The organism is Crossiella cryophila (genome assembly GCF_014204915.1).
GTDB classification, from domain to species: Bacteria; Actinomycetota; Actinomycetes; order Mycobacteriales; family Pseudonocardiaceae; genus Crossiella; species Crossiella cryophila.
Genome location: NZ_JACHMH010000001.1, coordinates 1,294,747 through 1,315,271, shown reverse-complemented (window position 1 = coordinate 1,315,271; position 20,525 = coordinate 1,294,747). Strand labels below are relative to the sequence as shown.

Below are 20,525 nucleotides of genomic sequence, written 5' to 3'. Positions count from 1 at the left end.
CGGTCCACTTCAGACAAACCTCAAGGCTTACAAGATCAGCCCATCGGGTGGTTCTGCCTAGTCAGGATCAGCCGTGAAACGTCTGCTTCCACGCGTCCCGGCTGGTCAGCTCGGGCAGCGCCTTGCGGTAGGCGCGCTTGAGCCGCGGCCACTCCTGGACCAGGCGGCGGTGGTTGGCCGCCGCGCGGGCCATGAGCTGGCGGAACACCTTCGGGTCCCGCCGCCGGAAGGCGACCCCGCTGCCGTCGGCGTTGGACACGGTGGCGCTGTCCAGCGCGCCGAGCAGGAACCACCGCGCGCCCTGGGCAGGCACGTTGATCTGCGGGCGATCCAGCGCTTCCTGGCTGGGCTCCTGCAGGTGGTGGGCCAGCGAGAGCGCCGCGCGAGCCGCGATCACGACCGGGTTCACCGGCGGCTTGAGCAGCCGCTCGGCCTTCACCGGGTCGAAGGTCGGGGCCGGGAACTCACCGGCGGAGGGCAGGATCTGCGCGTCGGTGTAGCCCTTGCGCAGCTCGCGCACCTCACCCAGTGCGGTGGGCAGGTTCGCGAACAGCTTGTCCGGCCCCGCCAGGAAGTCCTCGATGGCCTTCTGGTGCAGCATCACCGTGGAGTACTCCATGGAGAACAGGTGCCGCAGCGAGGACTTGAGGCCCTGCTTGAGCAGTGTTCCGCGCACGTCGTACGGGGAGTGCAACGCGGCCATGATCAGCCGGTTGCGCACGTGGAAGTACGCCGTCCAGTCGGTGGCGTCGTCCTTGTCCGTCCACGGCATGTGCCAGATCGCCGAGCCGGGCAGGCTGACCGTCGGGTAGCCGTGCTCCAGCGCGCGCAGCGAGTACTCGGCGTCGTCCCACTTGATGAACAGCGGGAGCGGCAGGCCGATCTCCTCCACGATCTGCCGCGGGAAGGAGCACATCCACCAGCCGTTGTAGGTGCCGTGGATGCGGGCGTGCAGTTCCTTGGTGTCGCGCAGCGAGTCGGTGCCGAAGTCGTGATCGGTCATCGCGCCGGGCGCGGCCCGCCAGAAGCACTCCTTGAGGTCGACGACCTCGCCCATGCTGTGCAGCCGGGTACGGGCCTGCAGGTTCATCATGTGCGAGCCGACGACCACCGGGTTGATCAGCGCGCGGGTGAACGCGTTGGCGCGCAGCACACTGTCCGGCTCGAGGCGCACGTCGTCGTCGAGCAGCATGACCTGCTCGCAGTTGGTGTTCTCCAGGAACTCGTAGAACACCCGCGCGAAACCGCCGGAGCCACCCAGGTTGGCCTGCTCGATGACCTCGAGCTTGTCGCCGAGCACCTTGGCGGCCTTGTCGAAGCCGGGGGTGTCCTTGACCTTCTGGTTCGGGCCCTGGTCGACCACGACGATCTTGCCGACCACGTCCAGCACGGCCGGGTCCTCACCGAGGGCCTGCAGGGCGATCACCGCGTCCGCCGGGCGGATGGTGGTGATGCCGACCGCGGTGCGCTGGGTGGGCAGCTCCTGCTCGGTGGTCCAGGCGGCGTCCCGGATCTCCAGCGCGGTGTCGTCGGTGAAGACGTCGAACCAGATCCAGCCGCCGTCCTCGAACGGCTGCAGGGAGACCCGGAACTCCAGCGTGGTGGCGGCCTTGGTGCTGCGCACCGGCCGGCCCTGCAGGTGCACGATGTCGCCGTTGGCCTTGGAGCGGTAGACGTCGATCCGCCCGGCGCCCTTGACCGTCATGCGCAGCACGGTCTCGTTGACCGTGGTCCACCGCTTCCAGTAGGAGGCGGGCAGCGCGTTGAAGTAGGTGGAGAAGGACACCTTCGCCGAGGCCGGAACGGTCACCGACCGGCGCGAGGTGACGAGGCAGCGGTTGGCGGCCGTTTCCGGCTCGTCCAGGTAGAGCGGCCGAACGTCCAGCGGGTCGTCCTCCCGCGGGAGGATGATCCGCCACAGGATCTGGCTGGCAGGCACCTCGTCGTTCTTCGGCGCCACCCGCGACGAGGTGACGTCGCTGAGCTTGCTGTCCTGGGCGTGTTCTGCGACGGCTGGGGTGCCGCCAACCTGCTGCTCCGTCACGTTCTCAGTCCTCCAGGGAGCCGTCGAAAGCGCGACCCTCGGTGAAGTAAGGGGCGATCTTGTTGTCGTACGCCGACAACGCCGACCCGATGGCCATGTGCATGTCCAGGTACTTGTAGGTGCCGAGGCGACCGCCGAAGATCACCTTGCGCTCCTTCGCCTCGGCCTTCGCCAGCTCGCGGTAACGCTCGAGCTTCTGGCGGTCCTCGGCGGTGTTGATCGGGTAGTACGGCTCGTCTTCCTTCTCCGCGGCGCGGGAGTACTCGCGGACGATGACCGTCTTGTCCGTCGGGTAGTCGCGCTCCGGGTGGAAGTGCCGGAACTCGTGGATGCGGGTGTAGGGGACGTCCGCGTCGTTGTAGTTCATCACCGGCGTGCCCTGGAAGTCGCCGATCGGCAGCACCTCCGGCACGAGGTCGACGGTACGCCAGCCCAGCCAGCCCTCGGAGTAGTCGAAGTACCGGTCCAGCGCCCCGGTGTAGACGATCGGGGTGCCCTCGGGGATCTCGTGCTTGATGTCGAAGAAGTCGGTGCTCAGCCGAACGTCGATGTTCGGGTGCGCGGCCATCTTCTCCAGCCACGCGGTGTAGCCGTCGACCGGCAGACCCTCGTAGGTGTCGTTGAAGTACCGGTTGTTGAAGTTGTAGCGGACCGGCAGCCTGCTGATGATCGCGGCGGACAGCTCGGTGGGGTCGGTCTGCCACTGCTTCGCGGTGTAGTCCCGCACGAACGCCTCGTAGAGGGGGCGCCCGATCAGCGAGATCGCCTTCTCCTCCAGGTTCTTGGCGTCCTTGGAGTCGATCTCGGCGGCCTGCTCGGCCACCCACGCCTTCGCTTCCTCAGGCGTGAGGTACTTGCCAACGAACTGGGAGATCAGGCCCAGCCCCATGGGGAACTGGAACGCCTGCCCGTCGTGCATGGCGAAGACGCGGTGCTGGTAGTCGGTGAACTCAGTGAACTGGTTCACGTACTCCCATACGCGCTTGTTGGAGGTGTGGAAGAGGTGCGCACCGTACTTGTGCACCTCAATACCCGTTTCGGGCTCGGCCTCCGAGTAGGCGTTGCCGCCGATGTGGTCGCGTCGATCGATCACCAGCACGCGCTTGTTCAGCTTGCTGGCGGTCTGTTCAGCGACAGTAAGGCCATAGAATCCGGAACCGACGACAATCAGGTCGTAACCCGCGAAGCTCACGGCAAGCCAGGGTACCGACGTCATCTGAAACCTCCGAATCGGCCGTCGCCCGCGGTACGCCGGCGACTACGGAACTGCACGACACACAGGGCCAGCGCGGCCAGCAGACCGGCCAGCGCCGAACCAATCCCGATCTTGAAACCGGGTGGGTCCCAGTGCAGGCGCAGCTCACCGGAGCGGACTCCCGCCGGCAGCTCCACCACCACCGTGCCTGCCGGGCCATTACGCACCGCAACCGGTTGATCGTTCACGGTCGCGCTGTACCCCGGCCAGTTCAGCCGGGCGAACGTCAGCTCCGCTTTGCTCTCCACTGGCCCTGATCTGCTGAAACGCACCAGCTCAGTGCGCTGCCCAGCCATCTTGTCGGCCTCGATCCGGACCCCGGCGCCAACCTGGCTCAACCGACCTTCGGACCACTCCAACGGCTGGATGCGCCGGAGCACTGTGACCGCATCGTTACTTTCCTCGACCCGCCAGCCGGGGTACACGACGGGTGGATAGGAGGGTTCGGGCAGGCCGGCGAGCGGGTCGGGTTCGATCTTCGCGCCCGGGATCGGGGGTGCCTTGACCTCCGGTGTGGTGAACAAGCTGCGCTGGACCACGATGGTCTCGACCCGCAGCAGGTCTGCGAGTGACCTGCCCGACTCGGTGGGCTGGAACAGCGCCGGATAGGCCTTGCGGCAGGTGCCGCCGTAGAAGGTCAGGCACAGCGCCTTGTGCAGCGGCTTGAAGCCCATGCCGGTGTAGGCGGTCAGCGTGGGCACCCCGGCGGCGGCGTACATGTTGCCGAAGAGCAGGTCCCGGTTCTCCCCGTTGGGGCCTGGCAGGCCGCGGTCGGCGATCTGCACGGTGGTGCCCCGGTAGCGCTTGGCGAACTGCTCGTGCAGCTGATCCGTCGACTGCGGGAACCTGTACCCGGCCACGTCGGCGTTGTACGGCTGCCAGGTGGTCTGCAGCAGCAGCACGATCGCGGTGCCGCCGCAGAGCACCGCCGCGCTCAGCCGCCCGGTCCAGCGCCCGCCCCGGCGGGCGGCCAGCACGACAAGCGCGGTCAGCCCGGCGAGCAGGGCCAGCGAGAACAGGTGCCGCAGCGAGATCTTGGGCCAGGCGGCGAAGGCCAGGTAGCCGCTGAGCAGCAGGATGCCGCCGGTGGCCAGGATCCGCAGCCGCAGCCGGTCGGTGCGCAGGCCGGCGCTGAGCAGCACGGCGGTGAGCACGGCCAGGGCCAGGAACAGCGATTCCACGTGCCGCAGCGGCCAGCGGAACATCCACAGGTTGGACGGGCCGAGGCTGAGCAGCAGGTAGCCGCCTGCCACCACGAAGGCCGCGGTCAGCTCCCGCCAGCGGCGCCGGAGCACGCCGAAGTCCAGCCAGGCCAGCAGCGGCAGCACGAACCAGGCGAAGTAGGTGGCAGGCACGGTCATCCGGAACGCGTTGGGGTTGAAGGTCCGGATGCTCGGCAGGTGGCTGGGCATGCTCAGGTTGAGCAGGTCGGTGAAGGCAGGCACCAGCTGCCCCAGGTTGAACAGCTCCTTGCCGGTGCGCAGGCCGACCGTGGAGGCGCCCAGCAGCGGCAGGAACACCAGCGGCACCACCGCGGCCACGCAGCCGCCGACCAGCAGCACCCGGTACACCGCGCGCTTGTCCTTGCGCAGCCAGAACTCCAGCAGCAGGCCGAGCAGCACCGCGCACACGCCGAGCACGCCGTAGGGGTTGCCGTTGGTCACGCACAGCGCGCCGAAGACGAACGGCCACACCGCGTAGAGCTGTCCGCGCGCGGTGCGCCGGGCCGACCACCAGACGTAGGGCACCCAGGCGAAGGCCATCAGCCCGGCCACCCAGGTGCTGGCCTGGAAGTAGAGGGTGAAGCCGCCGAAGGGCAGCGCGACCGCGAGCGCGGCACCGGCCCAGCGGGCCGCGCCGTACTCCCGGCAGAGCAGGTAGACGCCGAGTGCCAGCAGCACCAGGAACTCGGTCTTGACCACGGTGGCGGCCAGCGCGAGGTCGTCCAGCCCGGCCACCAGGACGTAGTTGGCCAGGTTGACCGGGTTCCACACGCCGAAGAGCGCCTCGGCGGCCAGGTTGCCGCCCATCCAGGCGTCGTTGTCCAGCAGCGGCGGCCAGTTCCCGGCCAGCAGCTGCTCGCCCAGCCGGTGCCACATGGGCAGGAACTGGGCCGCGCTGTCGTCGGTGAAGTAGAAGGTCGGGTTGTGCAGCAACGGAACCTGGGCCAACAGCGCGACGAAGACGCAGAGGCCGACCGGAACACTCGCGCGGTTGAGCCAGATTTTCACCGAACGGCTGCCTTTTCCTTACCCACCAGCACAAGCTGGGACACGACGAAGGTGACCGGGATGGCCAGCACCGCGACCAGCAGCGGCGCGATGGTGGAGTTCATCCCGCCCAGGTCGACCAGCAGGTAGAGCCCGAGCGAGGTGATGACGAAGTTGGCCGCGTTGGACAGCGGGAAGAGCAGGAACTTCTTCAGCGTCGGCTTGGTGCGGAAGGTGAAGTGGCAGTTGAGGAAGTACGAGCCGATCATGGCCAGGCAGAAGGCGAGCACATGCGCGGCCAGGTACGGCAGCACCTGGTGCAGGGCCAGGTAGAGGCCGTAGTAGACGCCGGTGTTGACCGCGCCGACCAGCGCGAAACGCAGGATCCGGCCAGGGATCACCGGCCGACCGCCCAGGGTGCGGTGGCACGCTGGTGCAGCTCCTCGGAATGCTCGACCGCCTTGGGGCCCAGCACGGTGAGCGCGGGCGGCTGCGGCTCGCTGGCCTCCTTGACCAGGAAGTGCGGGCGGCGCTTGGTCTCGTAGTAGATCCGGCCCAGGTACTCCCCGATCACGCCGAGGAAGAGCAGCTGGATGCCGCCGAGTCCGGCGATGCCGACCATCAGGGTGGCGTAGCCGGGCGCGTCCACCCCGGTGAAGATCACGTCCAGGGCCACGTACCCGGCGTAGAGGAAGGCCAGCGCGGTGACCATGGCGCCGAGGTAGATGGCGATCCGCAGCGGCCGGTTGTTGAACGAGACCACGCCGTCGATGCCGTAGTTGAGCAGCGCGCCGAAGCTCCACTTGGAACTGCCGTGCGCCCGCTGCACGTTGTCGTAGTCCACGATCGCGGTGTCGAAGCCGATCCAGGAGAACAGGCCCTTGGAGAAGCGGTTGTACTCGCCGAGGGAGAGCAGCGCGCGCACCGCGCGGTGGCTGAGCACCCGGAAGTCGCCGACCCCGTCCTTGAGGTCCACCTCGACCATCTTGTTGATCAGCCGGTAGTACAGCCGGGAGACCAGCGTGCGGGCCCGGCCGTCGCCGTCCCTGGTGCGCCGGGCCACCACCTGGTCGTGGCCCTCATCCAGCCTGGCCAGCATCGCGCCGAGCAGTTGCGGCGGGTGCTGGAGATCGGCGTCCATGATCGCCACCGCGTGGCCGGAGGCTTCGCTGAGCCCGGCCAGCATGGCGGCTTCCTTGCCGAAGTTGCGGCTCAGCGCGATGTAGCGGAACCGAGGGCTGAGCGCGCTGATCCGGCGCATCTCGGCCAGGGTGCCGTCGCTGCTGCCGTCGTCGACGAGCAACACCTCGAAGTCATCGGCCACCGCGGGTAACACCTCAAGGAGGGTGGCGTGCAGTTGGGCAAGCCCCTGCTCCTCGTTGAAGCAGGGCACCACGACGGACAGGCGCCGACTTCTGGTCTGTGTCACGCTCGGGGGACGCTTCAGGCTGGCTTCAGGTTGCACCGATATGGGGAACTCGTCCAAGAAATGGCTACGTTCGGTGTCATGCGCCGCGATTCGTTCCCCCATTGGGGAAGCCTGCTGCTCGCCGGAGTGCTGAGCGTAGCCCTGATCGCCTGCAGCAATCCCGATCCGCGGCCCGCCGCGCGGCCGGAATCGGCCGAGGCGCGGTTCATGCAGGTCATCGCGCACGCCGATGACGATCTCATCTTCATGAACCCGGACCTGACCGCCGGGATCCGGGCAAAGAAGCCAACCGTCGCGGTGTATCTGACCGCGGGCGAAACGGACAAGCCCGACGCGAATGGCTACGCAGCGCAACGGCAGGCTGGCACCCGGTCCGCATACGCGCGGATGGCCGGGGTGCCGGACCGGTGGCGCGCGGAACTGCTGAACAGTGATCCTGATCACGGCGTCGAGCTGTACACATTGGACGGCAGGCCCGAGGTCCAGCTGGTGTTCGTGAACCTGCCGGAGGACAACGATCCGCGGGCCAACGGCGGCAAGCACGCGCTGACCCGGCTCTGGCAGGACAGCGCGGAGGCGCTGAAGCTGCACACGCTCACCCCGACCGGAGGCAAGCTGCCGCGCAGCTACGAGTACAGCCGCGGCGAGGTGATCGACCTGCTGGTGGAGATGTTCCGCCGGTTCCGGCCGACCGTGGTGCGCACCCAGGACCCCAGCCCCGACCCGAGGTACCAGCGGAACTGGGCCCGGTTCAACGACCACCCCGACCACGTGATGGCCGCCCGGCTCACCGGCGAGGCGGTGCGCGTCTACCAGCGCTCCGGCCGCGCCGCGGTGGAGCTGAACTACCGCAACTACAACGTGGCCGACGCCCCGGTGAACCTGGCGCCCGGGGTGCAGCGGGACAAGCTGGAGGTCTTCGGCGCCTACGTGCCGCACGACCCCGAGGTGAGCCTCGGCGAGCCCTACGACGGCTGGCTGCGCCGCCAGTACCAGCGCTGGCCTGCCGGTTCGAGCTGGGCCGGTACCGACGAGGACGGCTCGCTGTACGCCTTCGCGGTGCGCTCCGGCGAGCTGACCTACTGGCGCCGCACCGGTGCCACCTGGTCCGGCCCGGCCGCGGTCGGCGGAGCGCCGCTCAACCCAGGGCTCAGCGTGGCCGCCGACGCCAGGGGCAGGCTGCACGTCTTCGCCCGCAGCCGCGATTCCGAGGACGTGGTGACCACCAGCCCCGGCTCCTGGACCTGGACGAAACTGGGCAGCCCCAACGATCGGGTGCTGCCCGGCCAGCGCCGCGCGGTGGGCACCCCGGTGGCGGCCAAGGACCCGGGTGGCGCGCTGGTGGTCTTCGTCAAGAACGGCGGCGGCGGGGTGAGCGCACTGCGTCAGTCCACTTCGGACGGCTGGCCGACGGCGTGGCTGGACCTGGGCGGCACGGACGTGCAGGACGGCCTCGCGGTCGGTCCGGGGCTGACCGTGGCGGCGAGCACCCGCACCGAGGTGCTGCGCTGGAAGCAGCAGGGCGAGGGCTTCACCGCCGAAGCGCCGATCCGCGCGCCACGGCCGGCCGGAGCACCGGTGACCGGCGGCGGACTGCTGGCCTACCCGGTCGAGGGCAGCGGCGCGCTGGCCATCGCGGCCGGGGCGGATCCCGTTGTGCGGCAAGGCACCGAGGGCCTGACCGAGCTGGGCCTCGCGGTCTCCGGCGACCTGGTCACGCTCTACGGCAGGCGAATCGACGGCTCACTGACCGTGGGCGTGGGCCGGGGCGCGAACCTGACCTGGTCGGAACTACGCGGCCCGGTGCTCACCCAGCCGGCCGCGGTGGCCGGGCCGGACGGGGTGACGCTGACCGCGATCGGTGAGGACGGCAGGCTGCTGGTCGCCACCGCCCCGCCGGGCGGCACGTTCCCGGCCTGGACCGCGGTCGGCTGACCGCGGCCCTGGGGCACTCAGCGGTCCAGCGCGCCGGGCTTGATCCGGTACAGCCGGTCGGACGGGCTGTCGTCCACGATCTCCAGCGACTTCACCAGGTCCAGGTTGCGCAGGCCGTTGGCCCTGCGGTTGGTCTCCCTGATCATGCCGAAGCTGACGTAGACGTACTCGATCTTGAGGTCCTTGGCCGCCTTGCGCACGTCCGGGTTGGTGTCGAACTGGTTGAACTTCTCCAGCAACAACTTCCGCGGCTTGTCCAGCGCCTGGTAGCTCTCCGGCGCGACCACGTGCCCGAACACCGGGGTCAGCCCGGCCAGCGCACGCATCCAGGCCGAACCGTCGAACGGGTCGTTCATCACCACGTGGCCAGGTCCGACGATCGGCTTGATCCGTTGCAGCGCCTGCCACTCGCCGGGGGTCACCGTGACGCCGATGTGCCAGCCCCAGCCCATCCGGGTGGCGTTGCGGCTGACGTAGAAGCCGCGGCTGGCCACGCCGACCACGCTGAGCATCACCAGCAGCAGCACCATCGGCCGGGCCAGGAAGCGCAGCCTGGCCAGCCGATCCCTGGTGCGCAGCTGGTGCAGCAGCCAGTCCCGGCTGACCAGCACGCCGTTCGCGGTGATCACGATCATGCCGATGGTGGCGATCGCGGCCAGCCGGTACCGGTCGTCCCACCAGGGCCGGGTCAGCACCGAGACGATCGGGTGGTCATAGGAGTAGGCCAGCATGGTCAGCACGCCGAAGAACCCGCAGCCGAGCAGGAACCAGGTGTACCGGCGCAGCCGCTTGATGGTCAGCAGGCCGATCAGCGCGAACGGGGTCAGGAACCACTGCGGGAACGGCGAACCGTGGTTGAGCGTGATCAGCTCGGCCACCGCGGCGGGCGGCGAGCCGACCGAACCCCAGTTCACCGGCTCGTCCGCACCGGCGGTGGACAGCGCGCCGAGCAGGTGCGGCAGGCCGATCACCACGGCCAGCGCGCCGACGCCGAGCAGCGCGGTCACCCCTGGCAGGATCTCCGCGCGGTGCCGGTACCAGTGCTGGCCGATCTGGAAGACGGCGAAGCCGAGCGCGATGAAGGCCGCGCTGGGGTGCAGCGAGACCAGGCCGACCGCGGCGATCGCGGTGAGCAGCACCAGGCAGATCCGCCGGGTGGCCAGCACCTGGCCGAGCAGCACCAGGAACGCGGGCACCAGCACCAGGCCGGTGGTGTAGGGCAGCAGCGGGCCGCGCCAGAGCACGTCCCAAGGCACCGAGGAGAAGGAGGCGCTCAGCACCGCGGTCACGCCGACCAGCAGCGCGGGCGCGCGCATCGTGCGCAGCACCGCGACCAGGCCGGTGGTCAGGAACAGCGGCACCAGGATGAGCTGGGCGTTGAGCACCTGCGGGATCGGCATCCCGGTGATGTCGTAGGCCACCGCGGCGATCAGGTGGTACCCGTTGGGGTAGAAGAAGCTGTCCAGGTTGTAGTTGTTGATCGCCTTGAGCGCGGCCGGGGTGCCGTCGCCGGTGTCGGCGATGAACCGGACCACCGCGCCGTGGAAGATCGCGTCCCAGTCCTGGTGGATGGCATCCAGCGAGCGCAGGCCGATCAGCACCACGAACGCGCCGACCAGGGTGGCGAAGGCGACCGCGCCGATCACACCCCACTGCGCGCGCCTGCTCCAGGCAGGCAGCGGCTCCTGCCGCGCCTTGGCCGGGCGGCGGCCGCGCAGCCAGGCGGTGACCAGGTAGATCAGCAGCATCAGCACGAACAGCGCGAGTGCCGAGCCGAGCAGGGTCACCGGCCCCCAGGACAACCCGAACTGCTTGGCCACCGGGCCGACCGCGCCGCCGATGCCGTAGGTGAGCACCGGAGCCACCGCGACCAGCCGCCATCCCCGCAGACCGGCCGCGGCCGCGATGGCCAGGCCGGGCAGGAATAGCAACAGCGCGTAACTAAGCACCAGCGCGACATCCGCGCCCGTCAGTGAGAACACCTTTGTCCTTGCTCTCCGGTCGTCCCCCCGGCCACAAGTCGTGCCAAGCCTACGGATCCGCCTGTTCGGCCCGCGCACCAGGCCCATTTGGAGCCGTACGGTGTCCGCTATGGCACATATCGCGGTGGTCGGCGGCGGCATCCTCGGACTGGCCGTGGCGCATGAGCTGGCCACGCGCGGTAAGCGGATCACCTTGCTGGAGAAGGAGAACGACTACGCGCAGCACCAGACCGGGCGCAACAGCGGGGTGGTGCACGCCGGGCTCTACTACGCGCCGGGCAGCTTCAAGGCGCGGATGTGCGTGGCGGGCAACGCCTCGATGACCGCCTTCGCCAAGGAGCACGGGGTGGCGATGGAGGTCTGCGGCAAGCTGGTGCTGGCCACCGAGGCCGACGAGCTGCCCCGGCTGCACACCCTGCGCGAGCGGGCGGCGGCCAACGGGGTGCCGGCCCGGCTGCTGAGCCAGGCCGAGGCCAGGGAGTTCGAGCCCGCGGCGCGCTGCGTTGCCGGGCTGCGGGTGGAGTCCACCGGGATCATCGACTACCGGGGCGTGTGCGCGGCGCTGGTGCGGCTGCTCGGCGAGTACGGCGCGGACCTGCGCACCGGGGCCGAGGTGCGCGCGGTGCACGCGCGGCCGGACGGGGTGGTGCTGGTGACGCCCGGCGGCGAGGTGCGGGCGGACGCGGTGGTCAACTGCGCCGGGCTGCACAGCGACCGGATCGCCCGGCTGGCCGGACTGCGCCCGTCGGCCCGGATCGTGCCCTTCCGCGGCGAGTACCACGAGCTGCGGCCCGAGGCTCGCAAGCTGGTCCGCGGGCTGATCTACCCGGTGCCGGACCCGCGCTTCCCGTTCCTGGGCGTGCACCTGACCCGGATGCTCGACGGCGGCGTGCACGCGGGCCCGAACGCGGTGCTCGCGCTGCGCCGCGAGGGCTACCGGTGGCGGGACATCTCGCCCAGGGACCTGGCGAGCACGCTGGGCTTCCCCGGGTTCTGGCGGCTGGCCCGCAAGCACACCCGCACCGGTGCGCAGGAGATGCTGCGGTCCTTCTCCACGGCCCGGTTCGCGGCCAGCCTGGCCCGGCTGGTGCCCGCGGTGACCGCGGCCGACCTGGTGCGATCCGAGGCCGGGGTGCGCGCGCAGGCACTGCGCCCTGACGGGTCGCTGGTCGATGACTTCCTGATCGAACGCGCACCACGACAGGTGCACGTGCTGAACGCGCCGTCCCCGGCGGCGACCAGCGCACTGGAGATCGGCCGCCACGTCGCGGACGAGGTGGCGGCCGTGCTCCCGTGAACTAAGCGGTGACGACCTTGGCCTCGGTGGACGCGACGGGCGTCTCCACCGCGGCGGCCTCGGTCTCGGCGACCGTCGGCTCGGTGTCGGCCGGTTCGTGCACCGGCTGCGGCGCCACGGCCGCGGTGAACACGTTCAGCCCGCGCTCCCGGTTGACCAGCTCGGCCTCGCGGATCGCGATGGCGCGGGCCAGGTCGGTGAAGCGCTGGTCGATCCCGCGGAAACGCAGGTAGGTGTTGAACGCCAGGAAGATGAACGCGACCGCCAGCAGGTACAGCAGCAGGTCGGCGCCACGACCGACGCCCACCAGCTTGGACACCACGGTGAGGTCGTCCGGGCGGGCCACCGCGTACACGCAGAAGGCGATGAAACCGAAGAACGCGATCCGCTTGCCTGCCTGCATCCGCACGCTGTGCCTGCGCCGGGTGAAGAAGAACAGCAGGATGACCACGGACAATAGGAGGACGAGCTGGATGATGAGCATTGCCTAGTTCCCCCGCTGCTTGACCGAGAGGTCGAACAGGATGTTGACCCCGTTGACCAGGGACTGTCCCTTGGACATGGAGTACTCGGTGTAGAGGATCGTCACCGGCACCTCCTTGACCCGGACATTGGCCACGGAGAGGAACGAGACGATCTCCGAGGCGTGCGCCATGCCGTTCATCGAGATGCGCAGGCGTTCGACCACCGGACGGCTGAAGACCCGCAGGCCGTTGTGCGCGTCGGTGAGCTGCAGCTTGCGCGCCTTCGGGCTCAGCGCGACAACGGTGCGCAGCACCACGCGCTTGATCCACGGAACGGTGACCGCCTTGTTGAGGAAGCGGGAACCGAGCGCGACATCGCAGCTGCCCGACTTCACCTCGGCGATCATGGCCAGCGCGTCCTCCACGCGGTGCTGGCCGTCGGCGTCGAAGGTGATGAAGTACTTCGCCCCCGGCCTGCCCAGCGCGTAGGACAGCCCCGTTTGCAGTGCGGCGCCCTGCCCCAGGTTCACCGGGTGGCGGACGAGGTGGGCGCCCGTGCGGGCGATCTCCTCGGCAGACCGGTCGGCGCTGCCGTCGTCCACACAGACGATGTTGGGGAAGGTCTTCCTGGTGTTCTCGACTACCTCGGCGATGACCTTGTCTTCGTTGTAGACGGGTACTACCACCCAGACGTCGTCGTGGTCAGACATGCCGGAAGGCTCCAAATCAGCGGACAACACGACCGGGCTATGGTAGGCCAACCAGCTTGACACCGGTCACAAGGGGCGTTCATGCGAGTTCTGGTCACGGGCGGAGCCGGGTTCATCGGCTCCCATCTGAGCGATCGGCTGCTCGCCGAGGGTCACCAGGTGACCGTGCTCGACGACCTGTCCAACGGTCGGCCGGCCAACCTGGCCGGGGCCGTGACCAGCGACCGGTTCCGTTTCGTGGAACTCGACGTGACCGGTCCGGAGCTGGCAGCCGCGGTGGCCGATGCGCAGCCCGAGGTGATCTTCCACCTGGCCGCCCAGGTCGATGTGCGGGCCAGCGTGGCCGATCCGCTGCACGATGCCAAGGTCAACGTGCTGGGCACCATCGCGGTGCTGGAGGCCGCCCGCGCGGCAGGCACCCGCAAGGTGCTCTTCGCCTCCTCGGTGGCCATCTACGGGCCGACCACGGACCTGCCGGTGGCCGAGACCGCGCCGACCAACCCGCTGTCCCCCTACGCCAGCAGCAAGCTCACCGGCGAGACCTACCTGCGCCAGTACCGGCAGCTGCACGGGGTCGACTTCACCGCGCTGGCCTTCGGCAACGTCTACGGCCCGCGCCAGGACCCGCACGGCGAGGCGGGCGTGGTGGCGATCTTCGCCGGCGCGCTGACCAGCGGCGGGCCCACCAAGGTCTTCGGCGAGGGCGGCAACACCCGGGACTACATCTACGTCGGCGACATCGTGGACGCGCTGGTCAAGGCCAGCGCCGAGGCCGGCGGCGGACAGCGGTTCAACCTGGGCACCGGGGTGGAGACCTCCGACCTGGAACTGCACCGGATCGTGGCCAAGGCCGCCGGGGTGGACCAGGAGCCGGAGTTCGCCCCCGCGCGGCCGGGCGACCTGGCCGCGATGGTGCTGGACTCCTCGGCCGCGCACGCCGAACTGGGCTGGCGCCCGGCGACCGACCTGACCGAGGGCGTGGCCAACGTGGTGGCCTGGGCCCGCGAACGGGCTTCCGTCAGCTGACGCCGACCGGCGCGCGGTGACCGATCGCGCGCCACAGTCCGGCCGCGGTCACCAGCACCACCAGCAGCGGTCCGACCAGCTGCGCCACCACCGCGGCCGGGATCGGCGCCATCGGCAGCAGCACCAGCAGCGCGACCAGCACCGCGGTGCCGATCACCCAGCCAATCGAGACCACCCGGTGCCGCCCGAAGGCCACCAGCGCGGGCTGCAGCACCTGGGCGATCATCAACAGCACGGTGGACAGCCCCAGCAGACCCATGTCCAGCGAATCCGGCTGCACCTTCGAGCCGAAGAAGGTCACCACCAGCCACGGCCCGACCAGCGCGGACAGCAGTGCGCCCGGCAGTCCGACGGCGGCGACCGCGAGCAGGATCTGCCCGACCCGGCGGCGTGCCTCGGCCAGGTCGCCGCGCACCGCGGCCGCGGTCAGCGCGGGCAGCATCATCGCCTGCACCGGCCCGAACAGCAGCAGCGGGATCCGGGTGAGCACGAAGGCGAAACCGAAGGCCACGGCCACCGCGGGCGCGTCCGGCATCCGGCCGGTGACCACCAGCGGAGCCAGGTTGGCCACCAGCTGGGCGAGCAGGGTGGCCAGACCGAGCAGGGCCAGCCCGTGCGCGATGGTCCGGGTGCTGTGCCCGGCCAGCACCGCGGCCGCGCCGACCGGATCCGCGGGCTCGCCGATGACCTTGGTCGCGGCCAGCACCCGGCGCAGCCAGGGCAGCGCGACCAGCAACGCGAACCCGCCGCCCAGGGCGAAGACCAGCCCGTAGCCGTCGGCCGCGGCGTACCCGAGCCAGGCCAGCAGCACACAGGGCAGCAACCGGCTCAGGCCCTCGGTGGCCAGGCTCGCGGCGTAGCCGGTGAGCTGCTGTCCGGCCGCCAGCAGCCCGCGGGCGAAGAAGATCGCGGCCGAGGCCAGCGCGCCCACCACGATCCACACCAGCAGCGAGGGATGCCCGCCCAGGTTGTTCTCCACCAGGATCGGCGAGAGCGCCAGCACCACCAGCACGGTCACCCCGGCCAGCCCGGCGCCGAGCAACGCGGCCCGCCGGATCCCCGGCCGCGGGTCCACCCCGGCCGCGGTGCCGCTGCTGAGCACCCGGTTGGTCTCCTGCTCCAGCGCCACGAACAGGCCGGGACCCAGGATGTTGATGATCATGTACAGGCCGAGCACCCCGGCCTGGTCGCCAGGGGACAGCGTCCGGCCGACCACGGCGAGGAAACCGAACCCGGACGCGCCGAGCACCGCGAGCCCGAGTCCCATGAGCACCGCAGAGCGCGCGGAGGAGTTGGCCATGCCGCCAACCCTAGGGTCAGCGCAGTGCGTGCCCGAGCAGGGTCCGGACTGCCGCGCCCTGGCCGGAGGCGACCGCGCCGGGGAGCTGGGTGAGCGCGTTCAGCCGGGAGAACAGCCGCCGCTTGGCCGCGCGGGCGGCCTGGTGCCAGCCGCGCTCGCGCAGTTCGGCCTCGATCTGGGTGAAGTAGTCCCGCTCCTGCTCGAACCGCTGCCCGGTCTTGGCCGCGGAGCTGGAGTGCCCGGCCCGGTGCCGCCGGTACTGGAACGCGGGCTCCTCGCCGATCACCAGCGAACCGCCCTGCAGCAGCACGTCCACCACCAGTCCGAGGTCGTGCACCGCGTCGGTGCCCGCCCGGAACGGCAGGTGCGCGGTGAGGTCGCGGCGGTAGGTGATGGCCGGGGTGTAGAGCCAGTTGCCGCGCAGCAGGCTGACCGCGGCCGCCTCACCGAGCAGCTCGGTCTCCTTCTTGCCCGGCCCGGCCAGCGCCTTGACCCGGTCCGGCAGCGGCAGGAACGGCTGGTCGGTCTCGTCGATCACCCGCACCCCGGGCTGCACCAGCGCGGCGTCCGGGTAGCGCTCCAGCAGCTCGGCGAGCTGGCTGCCGTAGTTGGGCAGCAGCAGGTCGTCCGCGCCCATCACCACGAACCGCTCGCGCTCGGCCAGCTGCACACAGCGGAAGTGGTTGCCCGCGGTGCCCAGGTTGGACTCGTTGCGGTGGTAGACGATGCGGTCGTCGCCGAGTTCGGCGATCCGCTTCTCCACCGCCGGTCCGTCGGGATAGCAGTCCTCGACGATGACCAGCCGCCAGTCGGTGTCCACCAGCGCGCGAACGCTGTGCACCGCCCTCATCAGGTAGTCCGGATCGCCGTAGTACGGGATGAGAACGTCCAGCTCCATCACGGATCCGATGCTAGTGGTTGCCGCGGGTGGCTCAGAACCAGCGTTCCAGCACGGCGGCCACGCCGTCCTCGGCGTTGCTCGCGGTCACCTCGTCGGCCAGCGCGATCAGCTCAGGGTGCGCGTTGGCCATGGCCACCCCGTGCCCGGCCCACTCGATCATCTCCAGGTCGTTGGCCATGTCCCCGAAGGCGATCACGTCCGCCTGCGCCACCCCGAGCCGCTCGGACACCCAGGCCAGCCCGGTGGCCTTGGTGATGCCCGGCGAGGCCAGTTCGATCAGCCCGGCCGAGGTGGAGAAGGTGATGCCGACCGCCCCGGCCAGCGCGGCCTCGGCCGCCACCGCCATCGCCGAGCTGTTCATGCCCTCGTGCCGGACCAGCAGCTTGATCGCCGGGTGGCCGAGGATCTCGGCCCGGCTGGCCTCCACCGACTGCGATTCCGGCCAGGCGTGGGTGTACCCGTGCTCGCTGAGGAAGGCGCCGTAGGGCTGGTCGGGCAGGAAGGTCGGCTCGTCCCCGTTGGGCGGCCGCTCCACCGCGAGCGCACAGCCGGGGATCGCCCTGGCCAGCGCGGTGGCCACGTCGCCGAGCAGCACCGGCTCCAGCAACCAGCTGCGCACCACCTGGCGCTGCCCCACGTCGTAGACCAGGGCGCCGTTGGCGGTGACCGCGTACCCGTCCAGCTCCAGCTCATCGCTGACCAGGTGCACCCAGCGCGGCGGCCTGCCGGTGGAGAGCACGAACGGGATGCCTGCCGCCCGCACCGCGGCCACCGCGCGCCGGGTGCGCTCGGTGAGGCGATCCAGCGGATCGATCAGGGTTCCGTCCACGTCCGAGGCAACCAGCAAAGGTTTACGCACGGGGTTCATCCTGCCCGACTAGGGTCGGCTGACATGCGTTTCGGCATTGTGATCCTGCCCGAGCACCGCTGGTCGGTGGCTGCGGAGAAGTGGCAGACGGCCGAGTCACTCGGCTTCGACCACCTGTGGACCTACGACCACCTGGCCTGGCGCTCGCTGGCGGACGGGCCGTGGTTCGGCACCGTGCCGACGCTGACCGCCGCGGCCACCGTGACCAGCACCGCCCGCCTTGGCACCTTCGTGGCCTCGCCCAACTTCCGGCATCCGGTCAGCTTCGCCCGCGAACTGCTCTCCCTGGACGACATCTCCGGCGGCCGGTTCACCCTGGGCGTCGGCTCGGGCGGGATCGGCTTCGACGCGACCGTACTCGGCGGCCAGGTGCTGCCGCCGGCAGCCCGGTTCCGGCGGTTGAAGGAGTTCGTGGAGCTGCTCGAACTGCTCTTCCTGGAAGACCACGTCAACTACGCCGGCGAGTTCTTCACCGCGGTGGACGCGCGCACCGTGCCCGGTTTCCGCGCGCCGACCGGGCTGCCGCTGGTGCTCGCGGCCAACGGCCCCAAGGCGATGGGGCTGGCGGTGGAGTACGGCTCTGGCTGGGCGACCACCGGCAACGGCGGGGACACCGTGGAGCAGTGGTGGTCGAACCTGCGGGTGCTGACCGAGAAGTTCAACGAGGTGCTGGCCGCCACCGACCGGATCCCCGGCTCGATCCAGCGCTATCTGCAGCTCGACTCCGGCCCGGTGTTCTCCCTCTCCAGCGTCGGCGCCTTCGACGACGCGGTCGGGCGGGCCGCCGAGCTGGGCTTCACCGATGTGGTCACGCACTGGCCGCGGCCGGATGACTGGTACGCGGGCAAGGAGGCGACCTTGTTCGAGGCGGCCGCGAAACACCTCACCCCACGCGCCTGAGACGACGACTGGCCCGGACCTGTGGTGGTCCGGGCCAGTCGGGTCGGTGCCTAGTGGTGGCCGGGAGAGGCGTCCGCGGACGCGCCCTTGAGCATGAACCAGGCGCTCACCGCGGCCACGCCGATCACCACGGCCGAGGCCACGCTGGCCCAGTGCATGCCGTCCACGAAGGCGTGCTTGGCCACGTCCACCAGCTGTTGCCCCAGCGCACCGAGATCCTTGGCGACGTCGGTGGCGCCGCCGAGGGAGTCCTTGGCCACGGCCAGGTCCGCCGCGGACAGGCCGGGCGGCGGGATCACGTTGGCGCGGTAGACCGCGGTCATGATCGAGCCGATCAGCGCGATGCCGAGGGCCGTGCCCAGCTCGTAGGCGGTCTCGGCGACCGCGGCCGCGGCGCCCGCCTTCTCCTTGGGCACCGCGGAGAGCACCACGCTGGCCGAGATGGTGAACGAGGCGCCGCAACCGAAACCGACCAGCAGCAGGATGATGCCGAAGGGCAGGTACGGGCTGTCGCCCTGGATGAACACGATCGCACCCAGCGAGAGCGCGGTCAGGCCAAGACCGCTGGCGCACACCACCCGCGCCGAATGCCGGGCGGCGAAGGCGCCTGCCAGCAGACCGGAGATCACCGAGCCGACGGTCACCGGCAGTTCCCGGATACCGGCGTCGAAGGGCTGGTAGCCCTGCACCAGCTGGAGGAACTGGGCGCCGAAGAAGACCACGCCGGAGAGCGCGAGCACCGCGAGCAGGTCGGCGAAGACCGCGCCGCTGAACTTGCCGGTGCGGAACAGTCGCACGTCCACCAGCGGCACCGGCAGCTTGAGCTGACGGCGGGCGAACCAGCCCAGCACCAGCACGCCGACGCCGATGCCGATCGCGGCCGGCAGGCCGAAGCCGACCGCGGCGATCTCCTTGATGCCGTAGACCAGCGCGATCATGCCGACCAGCGAGGCGACCGCACTGGGCAGGTCCCAGGCGCCGGGGTTGGGGTCCTTGGACTCCGGCAGCACCTTCCAGCCGACGATCAGCAGGATCACCATCACCGGCACGTTGATCAGGAAGACCGAGCCCCAGTGGAAGTTCTGCAGCAGCACGCCGCCGACCACCGGGCCGACCGCGGCGCCCGCCGCGGTCATCGCACCCCAGATACCGATCGCCATGACCCGCTCGTTGGGGTCGGTGAACAGGTTCCGGATGATCGACAGGGTGGAGGGCATGATCGTCGCGCCGGCCAGGCCGAGCAGCGCGCGGGCCGCGATCAGCAGCGCCGAGCTGGTGGCGAAGGCGGCCAGCACCGAGATCAGGCCGAAGCACACCGCGCCGATGAGCAGCAGTTTCTTCCGGCCGATCCGGTCGCCAAGGGTGCCCATGGTGACCAGCAGGCCGGCCAGCACGAAGGAGTAGATGTCACCGATCCACAGCAGCTCCTGGCTGGTGGGCTTGAGTTCCTCGGTGATCATGGGTAGCGCCAGGTGCAGCACGGTGCCGTCCACCGCGATCAGCAGCACCGCCAGCACCAGCGCGGACAGCGCGATCCAGCGCGCCCGCGGCGATACCGGCGATAACTCGGCACCGGTATTCGTCGTCTCGCTCGTCTCGCTCACTGAGCCCCTCCCCGGAGCATGCCGCCGATGAGCAGTTCGGCCACCGCGCGCGGCGCGTCCCTGGAGGCCAACTTTCCGTCCAGCACCGCGAATCCGGCGCCGGTGAGCAGCGCGACCAGCGCCTCGACCATCCACTCCGCGGTGAGGTCGACCCGGAACTGGCCGGATTCCTGACCGCGCCGGATCAGCGCGGTTAGTCGGCTGTCCAGCAGGTCATAACCCGCGTCCAGCTCGGAATTGGTGATGAGCTGGTGCTCGCCGGTGAGGAAGGCGTAGAGGTCCGCGATGGGCATCAGCTCCCGCACCACCCGGCGCACCGCCTCGGCCGCGTCCCCGTCCTCCGGCTTGGCCGCCTCCAGCGCGGCCTCGCCCTCGGACAGCGCCAGCTTGGCCAGTTCGACGACCAGCGCGTCCCGGCTGGGCACCAGCCGGTGCAGGGTCGCCCTGCTGATCCCCGCCGACTGCGCGACCTCGGCCATCGCCGAGTTGGGCCGCCGCACCAGCAGCGCGGCAGCCGCGCGCAGCACTCGTTCTCGGTCTGCCACCATGAGACGACGCTACCACCGGTGAGACACGACTGTCTCATTCCGAGGCTAAACC

The 20,525-nt window shown here is 70.2% G+C and carries 17 protein-coding genes; 4 read left to right on the top strand and 13 right to left on the bottom strand.

Annotated features, from left to right (window positions below):
* Positions 1 to 67: 67 nt before the first annotated feature.
* The 5 genes from HNR67_RS06190 to HNR67_RS06170 are packed head-to-tail and all read right to left on the bottom strand — an operon-like array spanning position 68 to position 6,938.
* Positions 68 to 2,044, bottom strand: coding sequence for a glycosyltransferase (locus HNR67_RS06190; RefSeq protein WP_312986577.1), 1,977 nt, complete (start codon positions 2,042 to 2,044; stop codon positions 68 to 70).
* A 4-nt stretch (positions 2,045 to 2,048) separates the two neighbouring features.
* Positions 2,049 to 3,260 (bottom strand): UDP-galactopyranose mutase, encoded by a 1,212-nt coding sequence (gene glf, locus HNR67_RS06185; protein ID WP_185001142.1) that lies wholly within the window; start codon positions 3,258 to 3,260, stop codon positions 2,049 to 2,051.
* Positions 3,257 to 5,530: a glycosyltransferase family protein gene (locus tag HNR67_RS06180; RefSeq protein ID WP_185001141.1), complete on the bottom strand. Its 2,274-nt coding sequence runs from the start codon at positions 5,528 to 5,530 to the stop codon at positions 3,257 to 3,259. Before HNR67_RS06180 ends, glf begins: the two co-directional genes overlap by 4 nt.
* On the bottom strand, positions 5,527 to 5,910 hold the full coding sequence (locus HNR67_RS06175; protein ID WP_312986575.1) for a GtrA family protein: 384 nt from the start codon (positions 5,908 to 5,910) through the stop codon (positions 5,527 to 5,529). Before HNR67_RS06175 ends, HNR67_RS06180 begins: the two co-directional genes overlap by 4 nt.
* The gene (locus HNR67_RS06170) at positions 5,907 to 6,938 is read right to left on the bottom strand and encodes a glycosyltransferase family 2 protein (RefSeq protein ID WP_312986573.1); all 1,032 of its coding nucleotides are present in this window, start codon (positions 6,936 to 6,938) and stop codon (positions 5,907 to 5,909) included. Before HNR67_RS06170 ends, HNR67_RS06175 begins: the two co-directional genes overlap by 4 nt.
* Before the next feature lie 78 nt (positions 6,939 to 7,016).
* Here HNR67_RS06170 and HNR67_RS06165 point away from each other — a divergent pair, with 78 nt between their 5' ends.
* Complete coding sequence (locus tag HNR67_RS06165) at positions 7,017 to 8,873, top strand: PIG-L family deacetylase (protein WP_185001139.1); 1,857 nt, start codon at positions 7,017 to 7,019, stop codon at positions 8,871 to 8,873.
* Between the two features lie 17 nt (positions 8,874 to 8,890).
* On the opposite strand, the gene HNR67_RS06160 is transcribed toward HNR67_RS06165, so the two are convergent.
* Positions 8,891 to 10,855, bottom strand: a complete 1,965-nt coding sequence (locus tag HNR67_RS06160) for a DUF6541 family protein (protein ID WP_185001138.1) — start codon at positions 10,853 to 10,855, stop codon at positions 8,891 to 8,893.
* A gap of 109 nt (positions 10,856 to 10,964) precedes the next feature.
* On the opposite strand from HNR67_RS06160, the gene lhgO reads away from it, so the two are divergent.
* A complete protein-coding gene (lhgO, locus tag HNR67_RS06155; protein ID WP_185001137.1) occupies positions 10,965 to 12,152 on the top strand; it encodes an L-2-hydroxyglutarate oxidase in 1,188 nt (395 codons plus the stop codon).
* Position 12,153: 1 nt separating this feature from the next.
* Here lhgO and HNR67_RS06150 read toward each other — a convergent pair whose 3' ends face one another.
* Positions 12,154 to 12,636, bottom strand: coding sequence for a DUF2304 domain-containing protein (locus HNR67_RS06150; protein ID WP_185001136.1), 483 nt, complete (start codon positions 12,634 to 12,636; stop codon positions 12,154 to 12,156).
* Between the two features lie 3 nt (positions 12,637 to 12,639).
* Entirely contained in the window at positions 12,640 to 13,326 is a 687-nt protein-coding gene (locus tag HNR67_RS06145; RefSeq protein ID WP_185001135.1) for a glycosyltransferase family 2 protein, read from the bottom strand.
* A gap of 81 nt (positions 13,327 to 13,407) precedes the next feature.
* On the opposite strand from HNR67_RS06145, the gene HNR67_RS06140 reads away from it, so the two are divergent.
* Positions 13,408 to 14,352 (top strand): NAD-dependent epimerase/dehydratase family protein, encoded by a 945-nt coding sequence (locus HNR67_RS06140; protein WP_185001134.1) that lies wholly within the window; start codon positions 13,408 to 13,410, stop codon positions 14,350 to 14,352.
* Here HNR67_RS06140 and HNR67_RS06135 read toward each other — a convergent pair.
* Genes HNR67_RS06135 through HNR67_RS06125 form a run of 3 tightly spaced genes read right to left on the bottom strand, consistent with a single transcriptional unit; the run spans position 14,345 to position 17,421 of the window.
* Positions 14,345 to 15,652 carry a lipopolysaccharide biosynthesis protein gene (locus tag HNR67_RS06135; RefSeq protein ID WP_185001133.1) on the bottom strand — a complete coding sequence of 436 codons (1,308 nt, stop codon included), beginning with the start codon at positions 15,650 to 15,652 and terminating at the stop codon, positions 14,345 to 14,347. The two genes, HNR67_RS06140 and HNR67_RS06135, sit on opposite strands and share 8 nt — an antisense overlap.
* 16 nt (positions 15,653 to 15,668) lie before the next feature.
* Positions 15,669 to 16,550: a glycosyltransferase family 2 protein gene (locus HNR67_RS06130; RefSeq protein ID WP_246492923.1), complete on the bottom strand. Its 882-nt coding sequence runs from the start codon at positions 16,548 to 16,550 to the stop codon at positions 15,669 to 15,671.
* A gap of 34 nt (positions 16,551 to 16,584) precedes the next feature.
* On the bottom strand, positions 16,585 to 17,421 hold the full coding sequence (locus tag HNR67_RS06125; protein ID WP_221489788.1) for a Cof-type HAD-IIB family hydrolase: 837 nt from the start codon (positions 17,419 to 17,421) through the stop codon (positions 16,585 to 16,587).
* A gap of 24 nt (positions 17,422 to 17,445) precedes the next feature.
* Here HNR67_RS06125 and HNR67_RS06120 point away from each other — a divergent pair, with 24 nt between their 5' ends.
* Positions 17,446 to 18,321: an LLM class flavin-dependent oxidoreductase gene (locus HNR67_RS06120; RefSeq protein ID WP_185001130.1), complete on the top strand. Its 876-nt coding sequence runs from the start codon at positions 17,446 to 17,448 to the stop codon at positions 18,319 to 18,321.
* Positions 18,322 to 18,371: 50 nt separating this feature from the next.
* Here HNR67_RS06120 and HNR67_RS06115 read toward each other — a convergent pair whose 3' ends face one another.
* On the bottom strand, positions 18,372 to 19,925 hold the full coding sequence (locus HNR67_RS06115) for an MFS transporter (RefSeq protein ID WP_185001129.1): 1,554 nt from the start codon (positions 19,923 to 19,925) through the stop codon (positions 18,372 to 18,374).
* Positions 19,922 to 20,473 carry a TetR/AcrR family transcriptional regulator gene (locus HNR67_RS06110; RefSeq protein ID WP_185001128.1) on the bottom strand — a complete coding sequence of 184 codons (552 nt, stop codon included), beginning with the start codon at positions 20,471 to 20,473 and terminating at the stop codon, positions 19,922 to 19,924. The genes HNR67_RS06115 and HNR67_RS06110 overlap by 4 nt, the downstream gene beginning before the upstream one ends.
* Between the last annotated feature and the right edge of the window lie 52 nt (positions 20,474 to 20,525).